The sequence below is a fragment of the Pseudomonas sp. AK181 genome, from assembly GCF_051122975.1.
Classification (GTDB): Bacteria; Pseudomonadota; Gammaproteobacteria; order Pseudomonadales; family Pseudomonadaceae; genus Aquipseudomonas; species Aquipseudomonas lactis.
The window spans coordinates 2621745-2639561 of the sequence record NZ_CP146348.1; the positions used below are offsets into that span (position 1 = coordinate 2621745).

The following is a 17817-nucleotide window of genomic DNA, read 5'->3' on the forward strand; positions in this document are numbered from 1 at the left end:
GCGCTCAACGAGGTCTGTTTTGGCTGGGTGTAACAGCGTAAAACCGCATCGGGCGTGGGTTTTCGAGTGAGTGAAAAGGCTATAGGTGCAGTCCGGCCCACGCGCCGAAAAGTCAGGCTGGCTGTCAGATAGCGCAGCGCAGTGCCAGGTTTTCACTCACCGAAACACATTGGGTCGTTGCAGGTTTTTTGGTGGCTTCACGCTTGGAAACACTTTTGCAATCACTCGTGCAACGGCTTGCATTAAAGCATTCTCACCATCTCATGCCACGCCATACCCCCATGATCCGACGGCGAAGGGCGCACATAGGTGTAGCCCATTGTTCTGTACAACGGCACATGCTGCTCCTTGCACATCAGGTGGAGGGTGCGCTTGCCCATTGCTTGCATGCGTTGCACGAACTCGGTCATCAGCCTTTTCGCATACCCCTTGCCTTGATGGGCCGGGTCGACCACCACCGACATGATCACCACATTCGGCGCCTCGGCCACATGGCCCACCAACTCCTTGAAGGCCTCGTCCGACATCACCACTTCATGGGCGCACCCTGAGTTGATGAAACCCACCACTGCGCCATCTTCCTCCAGGATCAAAAAGCCCTCGGGGTACTGCGCGATGCGCGTGGTGATCTTTTCAAGCGTTGCGGCTTCGTCGCCCTCGTAGGCGGTGGTTTCGATTTCAAAGCAGCGTGCGGCGTCGGTGGGCAGGGCGTTGCGCAAGGTGAGGGTGGGCATGGGCGGTTCCAGGGATGTTCAGTCAAAGGCTACATCATAGAGAAACGTTGCTCCTTTGGCACCGTAAGGCCACTGGCCCTGAAGGCTCAAGCGGGAGGTTCAACGTTGGTGCCCCGTAATCAAACTGTGGGCGCTGGCTTGACCTGCGATGGCGGCCTGCCAGCCGACACCGACCTACCTGACACCACAACGATTCAACTGTGGGAGCTGGCTTGCCTGCGATGGCGGCCTGCCAGCCGACACCTACCTACCTGACACCCCAACGATCCAACTGTGGGAGCTGGCTTGCCTGCGATGGCGGCCTGCCAGCCGACACCTACCTACCTGACACCCCACGATCAAACTGTGGGAGCGGGCTTGCTCGCGAAGGCGGCCTGGCAGTCAACACAGTTGGATGGTGTACATATCCATTGCTGCGGTAACGGCCGCTTAGGGTTCCGCTCTGACAGCGGGTCACTTTTGGAAAAGAGCCCCAAAAGTAACCAAAAGGGCTCTTGCCCCACCACTCGGCACCTCGCCTAGGCTCGGTGTGCCCGTAATCCGCCAGTGATTTGGGGGGCCGCCGCCACGCGCCATCCATGGCGCGGGGCGACTAAACCGGCATCCCTGCCGGTTTACCCCCCAAATCCCTGTCGAATTCCGGCCAGCGTGGTTTGACGGGGCGCTTAAGATCAAGATCAAAAGCAGATCAAGATCAAGAGCGGCTCGCTTCGCATCGTGGTTAGCGGTGGGGCGCAAATCAATAGCGCTCGTTCTGAAAGATAAAGGGGCATTTTCTTCAATACCTCTTGTCTTTGTGCGCGTTACCGTGATCTCAACATCGTTGGCATCACACAAGGAACTGTAATGAGCTTGATTCTCTCCATGGCCGCTTTTGCCCTGGCCACGTCCATCACTCCCGGGCCTGTCAATGTGGTCGCTTTAAGTGCCGGTGCGCGTTTCGGTTTTGTCGCCAGCCAGAAACATGTGTTGGGCGCCGCCGTAGGTTTCACCTTGTTGTTGGTACTGATTGGCCTGGGGCTGCATGAAGTGCTGGTGCGCTGGCCGATCCTGATCCGATTGATCCGCTGGGGAGGGGTCGCATTCTTGTTGTATATGGCGTGGAAGCTGGCGGTGGATGATGGCCGGTTGGACGCTGATGGTGCACAGACCGCGCCATCGATGCTGTACGGCGCGATCATGCAGTGGCTCAACCCGAAAGCCTGGCTGGCGTGTGTGGCAGGCATGGGCTTGTTTGTGGCCGATGGCGATGCGGCGCAGGTGTGGTTGTTTGCCGCGCTTTACCTGGTGATCTGCTACCTCTCGGTGGCGTGCTGGGCGTATGCGGGGACGTTTTTGCGCCGCTATTTGCACAACCCGAAGGGTGTGCGCCTGTTCAACCGCTCAATGGCCGCGTTGCTGGTGGCCAGTGTGGGTTATTTGCTGATGGCTTGAGGTTTTCGCGGTATTGCCCCGGCGTGGCCGCAAAGTGTTGTTTGAAGGTGCGCTGGAAGTGCGCCTGGTCGGCAAAGCCCGCGGCCAGGGCGACGTCGGCAATCAGTGCGCCATTGCGCAGTTGGCTGCGGGCAAACTGGATGCGTCGGTTGACCATGAAGGCGTGGGGCGTCAAGCCGTAATACTGTTTGAACGCGCGGATCAGGTAAGACGGCGACAAGTCGGCGGCCTGGCAGATGTCTTCGAGTTTCAGGGCCTGTGTGCAGTGGGCGCGAATGTAGTCGGCGGCGCGTTCCAGTTTGTGGTTGACCTCGCGTACCGGCATCAGCGCAGGGTTCAGGCGCTGTTGCACCTCGGTGAAGTAACTCACCAGCGCGCTCTGTTTTTGCAGCAACTCGGCCTGTTCATCCACCAGTGTGCGGTACAGGTCGAGCAAGCCGTGGTACAGCGCGGTGTCGCGGGTATGGGGCGTGTCGAAGGGCCGGTAGCCCTGGTCGGTACTGAACCCCAGCTGGTATTGCAGGTCGGTCAGCCAGGGCGTGTCGAGGTACAGCATGTGGTAGGACCAGGGCTGGTCATGGATGGGGTTGCACGCATGCACATCGCCGGGGTTCATCAGCACCACGGTGCCGGCGCTGATGTCGAAGGTGCGCGTGCCGTAGTGGTAATAGCTGCAGCCGGTGGTGATCGCACCGATGGAAAAATGCTCATGGGCGTGCCGGGTGTAGGTGACCTTGCGCCCGTCGGCGATGGTGCGCGCTTCGATGAACGGCAGGCGTTCGTCGCGCCAGAAGCGCGGTGCTGTAACGGCGGTCATGGGCAGGCGCTCCGGGTGGTAATCGAATGAGCAGGCCTGCAGCCTTATATAAAAAACGCGATTGTTCAAGCCTCAGGATGTTCGAGGGCCAGGCCGCGCAGGTAGTCGGCCCAGGGGTCACTGCCGCTGGCGGCTGCCTGCAGGCTAATCGGCAACTTGGCTTGCTGGCTCAAAGCCAAGCTGTCGTGCAGCAGGTGCTGTTCGACAATAACCTGCGTGAGTGCGTAGCTGCGTGGTGAATCCAAGGTGCTGGGGACGCGCCGGCCCAGGCTGTCTGGTGCGGGAATGTCGTCCGCGCTGGGCAGCTCATGGTCGAGCTTGTTGAGCACCAAGCGGGTGTCAACAGCCGTCACGGCGACTTTGGCCGGCGGCGTTCCCCGTGCATACGCCGCCCAGTCGAAGCGCATCCAGGCTTGGTGAGCGGCAGTGTCGACGGCCTGCATGACCTGGGTGTAGTTCAGGTCGCGTCGTGGGCGAATCAGCACCTGCTTGGGAAAGAACTCATAGAAGTGCTGGTCAGTGAAATACGTGACATACACCAGCACCGCCAATCGGCCCACCTCAGTAGAGGCGCGCGGCCCCCGCCGACTCACGCTGAAAAACTGCACATTGCCGTATTCCAGGGCTTCACGCCGCGGTAAGGTCAGGTGTGACAGCCAATAGCGAATGGACTCTCCATAGGCGGCCTTCACCTGCTGGAGCTTCTTGTCAAAGGCGGTGGCAAAAACGCTGTTGATCTGCCCCAGCAAATGAAAACGCTTGGCCATTTCCCGGTATTTGATCGCCGGATTCGAGGAGTGCCAGCGGTTTGAGGTGGCGTCCAGGCTGCCAGCCATGTGCAGGTCGACGAACGAATACTTGGGGCCGGTATGTACATTCTCGAAGCGACCGTCTTCGGAAAACGGCGAGCTTTCCGGCAGCCACATCAACAGGGGTGTTTCGAGCAGGGAGTTGTCGGGATAGACCTCGCGCAGATCCTCCAGAGCGGTCTGGCGCAACGTTACGATGGGCTGGGCAAATGTCCGCAGAGTGGACGCCAGGCGCGCACGTTGAAAGTTGAGCGCTTGGCGCGCCGTGTTCAACGCCTGGGAGCCGGTGCGCGCCTGGGCACCCAGCACGCCATTGGCCTCGGCCCAGTCCAGGATAGGGCCGGCCGCTTCGTGGCTGTCCAGGAAGTTTTTCCAGGTTCCTTCGGGGGGCAGGTAGGCCAGGCTCATGATCTGCTGATAGCTCAACTGACGAGACGAGCCTTGCACGACCTTTTCCATATAACTCACGTACTGGCGGAACAGCACCCAGGCCTGAGAGCTTTGGCAAGGGGTCGATTCGGGGATGTCGCGAACCAGCAAGTGTGGGCTTTTCCCGCAGAGCAGCAGGTGGGCGGCCAGGGCTGCGACCGGTGCGCTGAGCCCATACAAGCTGGCTTCGATCTGGCGGCGAGTGAACGAGGCGGACTCGCCCCAGTAGTAATCACCCTGCCAGTCGATGCCGTTGATACGGGTGGGATGCACGTGCGGCTCGGGGTCGAGACTCAAAATCAGCGCCGCCAGGATCAGCGCGTTGCGGCTGCCGCTCTCGGTGCGTTCACCGGCATGCCCGCCGTGCCAGTGCACGGCGTTTGACAGGCGTTCACCCAGTTGTTGCGCCAAAGGGGACGCCAGCATGCGCATCAGGAGAAAGTCTGCTTCTGCGTGCACGTCGGCTATGGGCTTACCGGCCAGGTCGGCCCCGCCAAGCACTTCAAACAGCAGACCCTCCTTGTCGGCCAGGAAGGCGTTGCTGATGGTCAAGACTTGCTGGCGTTCCGACGTCGACAGTTGCCACGCCGTCGGCTGCCAGCCGGTCGACGGTTTGAGCGCCCGCCACCAGGCACGATCGCTCACTGACAGCGGCTGGATGACTTCCAGGCGCTGCAACGTAGCGCGCGCTTCTTCCCGTGTGCGGGGCAAACTGAAGTGGTAAAGCTTCAGCGCCTGGGCGAGGGTCACTGTGTTATCTGTGCGCAGATAGCCACCGGTTTTGGCTGCCACGTCCTGAAGTTGGCGTAAGAGCGTCGCTAGCCTGGGTTGTTCCAGGACGGCATCGGTCAGCGATACCCGCTTGCCGTCCAGGTCATCGGCGCAGAGGCTACCGGTGGCGCTCAGTACCACGGGGCTGGAGGAGTCGATGCGCTCGCGTACGCGCAAGGCCAGGAAGGCCGAGTCATCAGTCAGGACAGTCAATTGCCCATAGGCTTTTTTCACGGTGGCCGCAAGGGCGTCCGGATCGGCGCTGATCACCCCATCAAGACCGTCGGGCTTTAGTAGCGCGTCATCGTCGATGACCTTCGCCAATGCGGTGTGCAACGTATGACGGTCGTTCAACACACCGACAAAGTGTTGGTGACGGTACAGCTCGGCAAAGGAGCGCCTGGCATTGAGTACCACCGGTACCGTCGGTGTGGGCACCTGGCGCAGGCGCCCGACCAGGGCGTTGATGGCCGATAAGCTCCAGGGCCGTTCGATGGCGTAGGCTTGCAATGCCGCTGCCAAGCTGAGGCTATGGTTCAGGTAAAGATCGAGGCCCAATTGCTTGCCGAGCGATACCAACGTGTCCCAGCGCGCATCGCGATTGGCCGGGACGAGGAAGTTCCACTCAAGCGTACTGTCGATCAGGGGCAGCGCCAGTTGTTGAAGCTGGAAGTCGAAGTACACGCGGGTCGTTGTTTGCGTCGTTACGCCCAGATCGTTTTCATCCACGATCGCCTGCAGCAGGCTCCCTGCCTGTTTCAAGGTCCTGGCCAGTCGCGAATCGGACGTCAGTTGCAGGCGTGTGCGATAAATGTCCAGGGGCGAATAGGCCTCGCCGTCCAGGGCCATCCGGGCCAGCGCTTCGGCCAGTTGCTGGCGGTCCTTGGCCTGTTCGGTCAATTCTGTGTAGATCATCGATTTGCTGCGCCCATTATCGTCAAAGCCTGGGAAACGGCCCAAGGTTTTTAGTTCTTCGACAATCGTCTGGGCCTGCAGGTGATTGGCAGGCATCGGCAAACCATGGAACGCCAGTGCCAGGTTTAACGGCCATGTGAGGGGGCTCGCCTGCGGCTGCGGGTCGATCAGCGGCATGCCCAACGCCGTCGGGTCGATTAGCTGACTGATAAAAATAATCGGGTTGGCGTGGGCCCACCATCCGGACGCGTCGGCCAGCGTGAAGATTTTTGGCTGGTTGCCCACGGTAGCGCTCAGGGTGCTGTTGTGGACCCGCACGCTCTTGGGGTCAATGCCTTGGGCGTCGACCCAGCGCCTGAATCCTTTGGCGTTGACGGCTTTGCCGAAGGCTGCGCTCCATTGACCGAGCAATGACCCTGCGGCAATCGGTAGGGGGTGTGTGGGGGCTGCCAGGGCCTCGCTCGCCGGGACGCAAAGCAGGACGGTCAGTTGGTCGATCAGGGTGCGGTCACCCTTCGTGAGCAAGGCTTGGCGTTCACTTACAAAGGTGCTCGTGGGGGTGAGCGTGACCGGCAGGGCGGTATCGCTGGGCAAGGTATCCCAGGTCAGGGCGAGGGGGCGAAGGTCTTCCATGAGCACGGTTCCGGTCTTGAGGGCAAACCCGGATGTTGACAGTGGCGGCCCGCACCTTCGTAGCAGGGGGTTCCTGCAAAGCCGTGGCTTATATCAGCCAGCGTCGCGAGGGGCTGGCCTTTCGTCAGGCAGGTACGAGAAAGGCTGCCTTGAGCAACTGCCGGGTATAGGCATGCTGCGGGTCGGCAAAAATCGCCCGGGCATCGCCTTGCTCCACCACCTGGCCTTGCTTGACCACCATCAATTGGTGACTCAGCGCCTTCACCACCGCCAGGTCATGGCTGATAAACAGGTAGGTCAGGTTGTACTTGGCCTGCAAGCCGCGCAGCAACTCTACCACCTGGCGTTGTACGGTGCGGTCCAGGGCCGAGGTGGGTTCGTCCAACAGGATCAGGCGCGGCTTGAGCACCAGCGCTCGGGCAATGGCGATGCGTTGGCGCTGGCCGCCGGAGAATTCATGGGGGTAGCGATGCCGGGATTCGGGGTCCAGGCCCACCTCCTTGAGCGCCGCGATAATCGCGGCTTCCTGTTCGGCGGGCGTGCCCATCTTGTGGATGCGCAGGCCTTCGCCAACGATCTCGCTGACGCACATGCGCGGGCTCAGGCTGCCGAACGGGTCCTGGAACACCACCTGCATTTCCCGGCGCAACGGGCGCACCTGCTGTTGGCTGAGGCGGTCCAGTTGCTGGCCTTCGAAGCGAATCCCGCCCTGGCTGCCGATCAGGCGCAAAATTGCCAGGCCCAGGGTGGATTTGCCCGAGCCACTTTCACCCACGATGCCCAGGGTTTGCCCCTGGGGCAGGCTGAAGTTGATGCCGTCCACGGCCTTGACGTAATCCACGGTGTTGCGCAAAAAGCCTTTTTTGATCGGAAACCAGACTTTCAGGTCGTCCACCTCCAGTAGCGGTGGGCCGACCTCATTATTGGCCGGACCGCCACTGGGCTCTGCCGCGAGCAGTTCCTGGGTGTAGGGATGCTGGGGCGACTGAAACAGCGTCTCGCAATCGGCCTGTTCCACGATGCAACCTTGCTGCATCACGCAAACGCGGTGAGCGATACGCCGTACCAGGTTGAGGTCGTGGCTGATCAGCAACAGCGCCATGCCCAGCCGCGCCTGCAACTCCTTGAGCAATTCCAGAATCTTCAACTGCACGGTGACGTCGAGGGCGGTGGTCGGCTCGTCGGCGATCAACAACTCCGGCTCGTTGGCCAAGGCCATGGCGATCATTACCCGCTGGCGCTGGCCGCCGGACAGCTCGTGGGGCAACGCCTTGAGGCGTTTGTGTGGCTCGGGGATGCCCACCAGCTCCAGCAACTCCAACGTGCGCTGGGTGGCGACCTTGCCGGTCAGACCCTTGTGCAGCCCGAGCACTTCGTTGATCTGTTTTTCAATGGAGTGCAGCGGGTTCAACGAGGTCATCGGCTCCTGGAAGATCATCGCAATACGATTGCCGCGTATATGCCGCAGGGTCTTCTCTTTAAGCGTCAGCAGGTCTTGCCCTGAATACTCGATGGTGCCAGACGGATGCCTGGCCAACGGGTAGGGCAGCAGGCGCAGGATCGAATGGGCGATGACCGATTTGCCTGAACCGCTTTCGCCCACCAGCGCCAGGGTTTCGCCGCGCTTGATGTCGAAACTGACGTGGTTGACCACACGGTGATGATGCTCGCCGGTGACGAACTCGACACTGAGGTCGCGGATTTCGATCAGATTGTCCGGATTCATCTCATTTCCTCGGGTCGAACGCATCGCGAGCGGACTCGCCGATAAACACCAACAAGCTCAACATGATCGCCAGCACCGCAAAGGCACTCATACCCAACCACGGCGCTTGCAGGTTGGATTTGCCCTGGGCCACCAGCTCACCCAGCGACGGCGAACCTGCCGGCAGCCCGAAGCCGAGAAAGTCCAGGGCGGTGAGGGTGCCAATGGCGCCGGTGAGGATGAAGGGCAGGAAGGTCATGGTCGAAACCATCGCGTTAGGCAGGATGTGGCGAAACATGATCGCGCCGTTCTGCATGCCCAACGCCCGCGCCGCGCGCACGTACTCCAGGTTGCGCCCGCGCAGGAACTCGGCGCGCACCACATCCACCAGGCTCATCCAGGAAAACAGCAACATGATTCCCAGCAACCACCAGAAGTTGGGTTGCACAAAGCTGGCCAGGATGATCAGCAGGTAGAGCACCGGCAAGCCGGACCAGATCTCCAGGAAGCGTTGCCCGGCCAGGTCGACCCAACCGCCATAAAAGCCCTGCAAGGCGCCGGCAATCACGCCGATGATCGAGCTGAGGATGGTCAGGGTCAGGGCGAAGAGCACCGACACGCGAAAGCCGTAGATCACTCGCGCGAGCACATCGCGGCCCTGGTCATCGGTGCCCAGCAGGTTGACCGAGGACGGTGGCGCCGGGGCCGGCACTTTCAGGTCGTAATTGATGCTCTGGTAGCTGAACGGAATCGGCGCCCACAAGGTCCAGGCGTCCTTGGCCTTGAGCAGCTCCTGGATGTATGGGCTCTTGTAGTTGGCTTCCAGCGGGAATTCACCGCCGAAGGTGGTCTCCGGGTAGCGCTTGAGCGCCGGGAAGTACCAGCCGCCGTCGAAGTGCACAGCAAGGGGCTTGTCGTTGGCGATCAACTCGGCGCCCAGGCTCAGCACGAACAGCACCAGGAACAGCCACAGCGACCACCAGCCACGCTTGTTGGCCTTGAACCGCTCGAACCGGCGACGATTGAGGGGGGACAGGTTCATCTCAATGCTCCCGGCTGGCAAAGTCGATACGCGGATCGACCAGGGTGTAAGTGAGGTCGCCGATCAGTTTCACGATCAGCCCCAGCAGGGTGAAGATAAACAGCGTGCCGAACACCACCGGGTAGTCACGGTTGATCGCCGCTTCAAAGCTCATCAGGCCCAGGCCGTCGAGGGAGAAGATCACCTCCACCAGCAACGACCCGGTAAAGAAGATGCCAATGAAGGCCGAAGGGAAACCGGCGATCACCAGCAGCATGGCGTTGCGGAATACATGGCCATACAGCACGCGCCTGTTGGTCAGGCCCTTGGCCTTGGCGGTGACCACGTACTGCTTGTTGATCTCGTCGAGAAAGCTGTTCTTGGTCAGCAGGGTCATGGTCGCGAAGTTGCCGATCACCAGGGCGGTGACGGGCAGCGCCAGGTGCCAGAAGTAATCGAGGATCTTGCCGCCCCAGCTCAACTCGTCGAAGTTGTTGGACGTGAGCCCGCGCAAGGGGAACCAGTCGAAATAACTGCCACCGGCAAACACCACGATCAGCAGAATCGCAAACAGGAACGCCGGTATCGCATAGCCGACGATGATCGCCGAGCTGGTCCACACATCGAAATGGCTGCCGTGGCGCGTGGCCTTGGCGATCCCCAGGGGGATGGACACCAGGTACATGATCAGGGTGCTCCATAACCCCAGGGAAATGGACACCGGCATCTTCTCCTTGATCAGGTCGATGACCTTGGCGTCGCGGAAAAAGCTGTCACCGAAGTCGAGCTGGGCGTAGTTCTTGACCATGATCCACAAGCGTTCCGGCGCCGACTTGTCGAAGCCGTACATCTTTTCGATTTCCTTGATCAGCGCCGGGTCCAGGCCCTGGGCGCCGCGGTAGCTGGAGCCGGCTACCGCGACTTCGGCCCCGCCGCCAGCAATGCGGCTGGTGGCGCCGTCGAAGCCTTCGAGCTTGGCGATCATCTGCTCCACCGGGCCGCCGGGCGCGGCCTGGATGATGACGAAGTTGATCAGCAAGATCCCGAACAGCGTGGGGATGATCAGCAACAGGCGACGAACAATATAGGCCAGCATTCAATCGCCTCCGCTCGCCGCATCGGCGCGTGTGTCCAGGGGGACGGCAGGTGTGACGTCGGGTTTGCTCCACCAGGTTGCGGTGCCGACGTCGTAGCGTGGCGAGACCTTGGGGTGGCCCAGGTGGTCCCAGTACGCAACACGGAAGGTCTTGATGTGCCAGTTGGGGATCACGTAGTAACCAAACTGCAGCACACGATCCAGCGCCCTGGCGTGGGCGATCAGGCTCTGGCGCGAGCCGGCGTCGATCAACTCTTCCACCAACTGGTCGACGGCGGGGTCTTTGAGGCCCATGTAATTGCGGCTGCCGGGCTTGTCGGCGCTGGAGGATTTCCAGAACTCGCGCTGCTCGTTACCCGGCGAGGTGGATTGCGGGAAGCTGCCCACCAGCATGTCGAAGTCGCGCGAGCGCAGGCGGTTGACGAACTGCGAGACGTCCACGCGACGAATCACCAGGTCGATGCCCAGGTCTGCCAGGTTGCGCTTGAACGGCAGCAGGATGCGCTCGAACTCGGTCTGGGCCAGCATGAACTCGATGGTCACGGGCTTGCCGGTGCTGTCGACCATTTTGTCGTCGACAATCTTCCAGCCTGCCTCTTGCAGCAGTTGGTAGGCCTCGCGCTGTTGGGTGCGGATCATGCCGCTGCCGTCGGTATGGGACGGTTCGAAGGCCTGGGTGAAGACTTCGCCAGGGATCTTGTCGCGCAGCGGCTCAAGGATCGCCAGTTCATCCGGGCCGGGTAAGCCGGTGGCGGCCATTTCCGAGTTTTCGAAATAGCTGCGGGTGCGGGTGTAGGCACCGTTGAACAACTGCTTGTTGCTCCATTCGAAATCCAGCAACAGGCTGATGGCTTTGCGCACCCGCACGTCCTGAAACATCGGCTTGCGCATGTTGAATACAAAACCCTGCATGCCGGTGGGGTTGCCGTTGGGGATTTCTTCCTTGATCAAGCGGCCTTCTTTCACCGCTGGAATGTTGTAGGCATTGGCCCAGTTCTTGGCGCTGAACTCCAGCCAATAGTCGAACTGCCCGGCCTTCAAGGCTTCCAGGGAGACGGTGCTGTCGCGGTAGTAATCGGTGATACGGGTATCGAAGTTGTAGAAGCCCTTATTGACCGGCAGGTCCTTGGCCCAGTAATCCTTGACCCGCTCGTAGCGAATCATACGGCCCGGCTTGAGCTCGGCCACCTGGTAAGGCCCGCTGCCCAGGGGAATTTCCAGGTTGCCCTTGGAAAAATCCCGGGTTGCCCACCAATGCTTGGGCAGCACTGGCAATTGCCCCAGGATCAACGGCAACTCGCGGTTGTTGGTGCGCTTGAACTTGAACAGCACGCGCAGCGGGTCTTCGGCCACTACTTCATCGACGTCGGCGTAGTAGTTGCGGTACAGCGGGTTGCCTTCCTTGATCAGAGTCTGGAAGGTGAACACCACGTCTTCGGCGCGGATCGGGTGGCCGTCATGGAAGCGCGCTTCGGGGCGCAGGTAGAAGCGCACCCAGCTGTTGTCCGGGGCCTTTTCGATCTTGCCGGCCACCAGGCCGTATTCGGTGATGGGTTCGTCCAGGCTCTGCATGGCCAGGGTGTCGTAGATCAGCGGCAGGTTGTCTGCCGGCACGCCCTTGCTGATATAGGGGTTGAGGCTGTCGAAGCCGCCCATGGCCGATTCGCGGAAGGTGCCACCCTTGGGGGCGTCGGGGTTTACGTAGTCAAAATGCTTGAAGTCGGCGGGGTACTTGGGGGGCTCGTTGTAGAGGGTCAGCGCATGTTGTGGCGCGGCTTGGGCCGCGGTGCACAGCAACAGGCTGGCGAGCAGGGTAGTACGCAAGGACATCATTGGGCTTTCTCCGAAGCTTTCAGCCACCACGCGCTCAGGCCCAGGCTATAGGGCGGCGTGGTGACGAAGGCGAACCGGTTGCGGTACGCCAGGCGATGATAGTTGAGGTACCAGTTGGGAATGCTGTAGTGCTGCCACAGCAGCACCCGGTCCAGGGCGCGGCCGGCGGCCAGTTGTTCTTCGCGGGTCTGCGCCGCCAGCAGTTGGTCCAGCAGGTGGTCGACCACCGGGTTGGCGATACCGGCGTAATTCTTGCTGCCCTTGATTGCCGCCTGGCTGGAGTGGAAGTACTGCCACTGTTCAAGGCCGGGGCTCAAGGTCTGGTTGAGGGTCATCAGAATCATGTCGAAATCGAATTGATCGAGGCGCTGTTTGTACTGTGCGCGGTCAACGGTGCGCAAGCGGGCGTCGATGCCGATGCGGGTCAGATTTTCGACATAAGGTTGCAGGATGCGCTCGAGGTTCGGGTTGACCAGCAGGATTTCCAGGCGCAGCGGTTGCCCGTTTTTATCGAGCAGGCGCTGCCCCGACAGTTTCCAGCCGGCCTCGCCGAGCAGGGCCAGGGCCTGGCGCAGGGTTTCGCGAGGGATGCCGCGGCCGTCGGTGTGCGGCAGGCTGAACGGCTGGGTAAACAGCGCGGCCGGCAGTTGCTCGCGGTAGGGCGAGAGCATCAACCACTCATGGCCCACGGGCAGGCCGGTGGCCGAGAATTCACTGTTGGGGTAATAGCTCACCGAACGCTTGTAGGCGCTGCTGAACAGCGTGCGGTTGGTCCATTCAAAATCAAACATCAACCCCAGGGCTTCACGCACCTTGGCCTGGCTGAACGCCGGCCGCCGGGTATTCATGAACAGGCCTTGGCTCTGGGTGGGGATCTGATGGGCGATCTGCGCCTTGATCACATCGCCGCGGTTGACCGCCGGGAAGGTGTAGCCGGTGGCCCAGTTCTTGGCCTGATGCTCGATATAAATGTCGAATTCACCGGCCTTGAAGGCTTCAAAGGCCACGTCGCTGTCGCGATAGAACTCCACTTCGACCTTGTCGTAGTTATAGAAACCCTGGTTGACCGGCAGGTCTTTGCCCCAGTAATCCTTGACCCGTTCAAACACCAGTTGCCGCCCAGGCGCCACCTTGGTGATGCGGTAAGGCCCACTGCCCAGGGGTGGCTCGAAGGTGGTGGCCTTGAAGTCCCGGTTTTTCCAATAGTGCTGGGGCAGCACCGGCAACTCGCCCAGGCGCAGGATCAGCAAGGGGTTGCCGGCGCGCTTGAACACAAAGCGGATACGGTGAGGGTTGAGGATGTCGACCCGGGCCACTTCCTGCAGATTGGTGCGGTACTGCGGGTGGCCTTCGGTCAACAGGGTGCGATAGGAAAACGCTACGTCATCGGCGGTGATCGGCTTGCCGTCGTGAAAGCGCGCTTGGGGGCGCAGGTTGAACACCACCCAACTGCGGTCCTCGCTGTATTCCACCGATTGGGCAATAAGGCCATAACTGGAGGTGGGTTCATCGCCGGACGGCGCGTATTGCCCGGTGCCCACCATCAAGGGTTCATTGAGCTCGTTGACGCCGTACTGCAGGAAATTGGCAGTGGAAACCGGGCTTGAACCCTTGAAAGTATAGGGGTTGAGCGTATCGAACGTGCCAAATGCCATCACCCGCAATGTCCCGCCTTTGGGCGCTGCAGGGTTTACCCAATCGTAATGGGTGAATTTGGCTGGGTACTTGAGTGTGCCGAACTGCGCATAACCGTGGCTCTCGGTGATCGTCGCGTTCGCCGCAAAGCTCAAGGCCAGGCTTATTAGTAGAAGGAGGGGACGCTTCAAGTCAGAGATCCGATCCGGGCGGCTTGGGCTTTATGATCGGTACAGTAACAGCTTGTTCCGGTTGGAAAAAGGCTGTCGGGAGGGCCATTTGCGGACTGCGAGCTATTGGACGGTGTGAAGGTCAAATGTGGGAGCTGGCTTGCCTGCGATAGCATCGACTCGGTGCCTGGGACACACACCGAGGTGTCTGCATCGCAGGCAAGCCAGCTCCTACATTGATTATCTTGGCCCGGAAACCACCAGCATCTGGCCTGGCTTCAATGCCTGGCCGGTACGCGGGTTCCAACGCTTGAGGTGTTGCATCTCGACGTTAAAGCGCTTGGCCACCATGTACAGCGAGTCACCTTTCTTGACCTTGTACTGCACCGGTTTTTTCGCCGCAACTTTGCGCGTGTCCTGCATCACCAGGGTCTGGCCGACCTTGAGCGCCTGGCCGTTGAGCTTGTTCCAGCGCTGCAGGTCATGCACATCGACCTTGTTGGCCTTGGCAATAAGCGTGAGGTTGTCGCCACTGCGTACCTTGTAGCTGCGGGTGCGCCCGGCAACGGCCTTGGTCTCGACTTCGTCGAACACCGGCTTTTTCGGGCGCATGCTCAGCAATTCTTCCGGCTTCATCGTCGAAAGGGTGCTGGTCAGCAGTTGGGCCTTGGAGGTCGGCACCAGCAGATGCTGGGGGCCGTCCAGGGTGGTGCGTTGCTTCAACGCCGGGTTGAGCTGGAACAGTTCGTCTTCGTCGATCTCGGCCAGCGCGGCAACCCGTGACAGGTCCATGCTTTGCTTGACTTCAACCACTTCGAAGTACGGCGTGTTGGCAATCGGGTTCAGGTTGACGCCGTAGGCTTCGGGCGCCAGTACCACCTGGGACAAGGCCAGGAACTTGGGCACGTAGTCCTTGGTTTCCTGAGGCAGGGGCAGGTTCCAGTAGTCGGTGGGCAGGCCGAGTTTTTCGTTGCGCTCGATTGCCCGGCTCACCGTGCCTTCGCCGGCATTATAGGCCGCCAGGGCCAGCAGCCAGTCGCCGTTGAACATGTCATGCAGACGCGTCAGATAGTCCAGAGCGGCGGTGGTGGAGGCGGTGATGTCGCGGCGGCCGTCGTAGGCGCGGGTCTGGCGCAGGTTGAAGTAGCGCCCTGTCGAGGGAATGAACTGCCACAAGCCGACCGCATCGCTGCGCGAATACGCCATGGGGTTGTAGGCACTTTCAATCACTGGCAGCAGCGCCAGCTCCAGGGGCATGTTGCGTTCTTCAAGGCGTTCGACGATGTAATGAATGTAGAGGCTGCCGCGTTCGCCGGCATTCTCCAGAAAGGAGGGGTTGCTGGCGAACCACAGGCGCTGTTGCTCGATGCGAGGGTTGACGCCGACACCGTCCTGCAATTGAAAGCCCCGACGCATGCGTTCCCAGACGTCCTGGGGCACTTCGGGGCTAGGCTTCTCTGATAGCCAAATAGGTTTTTGCTTGATCTTGGCAGCAAGATTCGGTTTGGGTTGCACGGTGGATTGTGCAGCGTAATTGGTCGATTGGCAGCCCGCCAGAGTTGCGGAAACGGCCACCGCCACGGCTTGAGCCAGGCGGGTCAATGCGTCTGAAGAAATGGATTTACGAATAGATGACGACATTGGCTGGAAGTAAGTTCCGGGCAAAAATGTCGGGCGATTCTAGAAAGCGCTGTGGTTCCGGTCAACCATTCAGAAATTACGTATCAGATTGCATCTGGTTAGAACTTATCTTTCCAAGCCCTCAAGCTAGCAAACACCTCGGCCCCAGAGCGGTTGTCGCGGCCGTTCCGTTCGTCCGCTTTTTGTTTAACGGATGTTTCAGCGGTGCGCAAAAATGGGTTAGTAAGTTTTTCCAGGGCCAGGTTGGATGGCAGCGTCATCTCGCCACGGGCGCGGAGTTGGGCGACATTTTCCACCCGTTCGGCGATGTCGGTGTTGTGCGGTTCCACCGCTTGGGCAAACTTGAGGTTACTTTGTGTGTACTCGTGGGTGCAGTACACCTGCGTATCGGCGGGCAGGGCGGCCAGGCGTTCCAGGGAGTTGTACATCTGCTCGGGCGTGCCCTCGAAGAGGCGACCGCAGCCGGCGGCGAACAAGGTATCGCCACACAGCAATACGCCTTGGTGGTAAAAGGCGATGTGGCCCAGGGTATGGCCTGGCACCGCGTACACGTCGAAGTCCCAGCCCAGCACGCTGATGTGGTCGTTGTCGTGCAAGGCCACATCCCGCGCCGGGATCTTTTCGTTGGCCGGGCCGTAGACCTTGGCGCCGGTGGCAGTTTTCAGTTGCTCGACACCGCCTACATGATCATGGTGATGGTGGGTGACCAAGATGTCGCTGAGGGTCCACGCCGCATTCTGCTTGAGCCAGGCCAGTACTGGCGCGGCATCGCCGGGGTCGACCACGGCGCAGCGCTGGGTGGCGGGGTCTTGTAACAACCAGATGTAGTTGTCGGTGAAGGCGGGTAGGGCACTGATCTGTATCATTCTTCGATTCGCCAAGCTGAACACATTGGTGCATCTTAGAACGTCTAGGCGAGTTGGAGAATGCAATGACTGATAAAGCGTTCGCCCAGGCCGATCCTGAGTGGCTGGCCCTGATCAGCGCGGCCCGCGAATGGTTGTCCGGGCCGATTGGGCAGTTTTTGCTGGAAGAAGAGCGGCGCATGCTCGAAGACGAGCTGGGCCGGTTCTTTGGTGGCTATCTAGTGCATTACGGCCCTTCGGCCGACACGCCGCCCTCGGCGCCGCAGGTGCAACGCAATGTGCGCCTGGGTGCGCCTTTGCCGGGGGTGGAGATCGTCTGCGAGGAGCAGGCCTGGCCCTTGAGCGAACACGCCGCCGATGTGGTGGTGTTGCAGCACGGCCTGGATTTTTGCCTCTCACCCCACGGTTTGTTGCGCGAAGCGGCCAGCAGCGTGCGCCCTGGTGGCCATTTGCTGATTGTCGGCATCAACCCCTGGAGCAGTTGGGGCCTGCGCCGGGTGTTCGCCCATGATGGACTGCGCCAGGCGCGTTGCATCGCGCCTTCACGGGTAGGCGACTGGCTCAACCTGCTGGGCTTCGCGCTGGAGAAACGCCGCTTCGGGTGCTATCGTCCGCCGCTTGCGACAGCCAAGTGGCAGGGCTGCCTGGCCGGTTGGGAACGCCGCGCAGGGGCCTGGCAGCTGTCGGGTGGCGGCTTCTATTTACTGGTTGCACGCAAGATCGTGGTCGGGCTGCGACCCGTGCAACAAGTACGCCGCGAGCCGATCGGCAAGCTCGTGCCGATGCCGTTGGCCAAGGTCAACCGCGAACAACGCGAACCGTAAAACCTCTTTTTGATTTCAGGCCGAATAACCGATGACCGATAGCGTAGAACTCTTCACCGATGGCGCCTGCAAAGGCAACCCGGGCCCAGGCGGCTGGGGCGCCTTGCTGGTGTGCAAGGGCGTGGAGAAGGAACTGTGGGGCGGCGAAGCCAATACCACCAATAACCGCATGGAACTGATGGGCGCCATTCGCGGCCTCGAAGAGCTCAAGCGGCGCTGCAACGTACTCCTGGTGACCGACTCGCAATATGTGATGAAGGGCATCAACGAGTGGATGGTCAACTGGAAAAAACGCGGTTGGAAGACGGCGGCCAAGGAGCCGGTCAAGAACGCCGACCTGTGGCAATTGCTCGATGAGCAGTGCAACCGTCACGACATCACCTGGAAATGGGTACGCGGCCACATTGGTCACCCTGGCAACGAGCGCGCCGACCAGTTGGCCAACCGTGGCGTGGATGAAGTGCGCGGCTACAAGCAGAGCTGA

Annotated in this window: 13 protein-coding genes; 3 read left to right on the forward strand and 10 right to left on the reverse strand. The window is 60.8% G+C overall.

The window, feature by feature from the left end:
- Nucleotides 1-242: 242 nt before the first annotated feature.
- Nucleotides 243-734 (reverse strand): GNAT family N-acetyltransferase, encoded by a 492-nt coding sequence (locus V8689_RS12375; RefSeq protein WP_056784399.1) that lies wholly within the window; start codon nucleotides 732-734, stop codon nucleotides 243-245.
- A gap of 846 nt (nucleotides 735-1580) precedes the next feature.
- On the opposite strand from V8689_RS12375, the gene V8689_RS12380 reads away from it, so the two are divergent.
- On the forward strand, nucleotides 1581-2168 hold the full coding sequence (locus V8689_RS12380; RefSeq protein WP_056784402.1) for a LysE family translocator: 588 nt from the start codon (nucleotides 1581-1583) through the stop codon (nucleotides 2166-2168).
- On the opposite strand, the gene V8689_RS12385 is transcribed toward V8689_RS12380, so the two are convergent.
- From V8689_RS12385 to gloB, 9 genes are all read right to left on the reverse strand, one after another.
- Nucleotides 2110-2985 (reverse strand): AraC family transcriptional regulator, encoded by an 876-nt coding sequence (locus tag V8689_RS12385; RefSeq protein WP_056784405.1) that lies wholly within the window; start codon nucleotides 2983-2985, stop codon nucleotides 2110-2112. The genes V8689_RS12380 and V8689_RS12385 overlap by 59 nt on opposite strands.
- A gap of 65 nt (nucleotides 2986-3050) precedes the next feature.
- Nucleotides 3051-6542 (reverse strand): hypothetical protein, encoded by a 3492-nt coding sequence (locus V8689_RS12390; protein WP_056784407.1) that lies wholly within the window; start codon nucleotides 6540-6542, stop codon nucleotides 3051-3053.
- Nucleotides 6543-6666: 124 nt separating this feature from the next.
- Complete coding sequence (locus V8689_RS12395) at nucleotides 6667-8268, reverse strand: ABC transporter ATP-binding protein (protein ID WP_056784411.1); 1602 nt, start codon at nucleotides 8266-8268, stop codon at nucleotides 6667-6669.
- Between the two features lies 1 nt (nucleotide 8269).
- Nucleotides 8270-9289 (reverse strand): ABC transporter permease, encoded by a 1020-nt coding sequence (locus tag V8689_RS12400; protein ID WP_003190688.1) that lies wholly within the window; start codon nucleotides 9287-9289, stop codon nucleotides 8270-8272.
- Nucleotide 9290: 1 nt separating this feature from the next.
- Nucleotides 9291-10364 (reverse strand): microcin C ABC transporter permease YejB, encoded by a 1074-nt coding sequence (locus tag V8689_RS12405; protein ID WP_056784415.1) that lies wholly within the window; start codon nucleotides 10362-10364, stop codon nucleotides 9291-9293.
- A complete protein-coding gene (locus tag V8689_RS12410) occupies nucleotides 10365-12197 on the reverse strand; it encodes an extracellular solute-binding protein (protein WP_056784419.1) in 1833 nt (610 codons plus the stop codon). It lies immediately after the preceding gene.
- Nucleotides 12194-14023, reverse strand: a complete 1830-nt coding sequence (locus V8689_RS12415) for an extracellular solute-binding protein (RefSeq protein WP_056784421.1) — start codon at nucleotides 14021-14023, stop codon at nucleotides 12194-12196. Before V8689_RS12415 ends, V8689_RS12410 begins: the two co-directional genes overlap by 4 nt.
- 219 nt (nucleotides 14024-14242) lie before the next feature.
- On the reverse strand, nucleotides 14243-15643 hold the full coding sequence (locus V8689_RS12420) for a transglycosylase SLT domain-containing protein (RefSeq protein ID WP_020301567.1): 1401 nt from the start codon (nucleotides 15641-15643) through the stop codon (nucleotides 14243-14245).
- A 98-nt stretch (nucleotides 15644-15741) separates the two neighbouring features.
- Nucleotides 15742-16509 (reverse strand): hydroxyacylglutathione hydrolase, encoded by a 768-nt coding sequence (gene gloB, locus V8689_RS12425; RefSeq protein ID WP_056784423.1) that lies wholly within the window; start codon nucleotides 16507-16509, stop codon nucleotides 15742-15744.
- 65 nt (nucleotides 16510-16574) lie between these two features.
- On the opposite strand from gloB, the gene V8689_RS12430 reads away from it, so the two are divergent.
- Together V8689_RS12430 and rnhA are read left to right on the forward strand one after the other, a co-directional pair.
- Nucleotides 16575-17333, forward strand: a complete 759-nt coding sequence (locus tag V8689_RS12430) for a class I SAM-dependent methyltransferase (protein ID WP_056784426.1) — start codon at nucleotides 16575-16577, stop codon at nucleotides 17331-17333.
- Nucleotides 17334-17364: 31 nt separating this feature from the next.
- Nucleotides 17365-17817, forward strand: a complete 453-nt coding sequence (rnhA, locus tag V8689_RS12435) for a ribonuclease HI (RefSeq protein ID WP_003173571.1) — start codon at nucleotides 17365-17367, stop codon at nucleotides 17815-17817.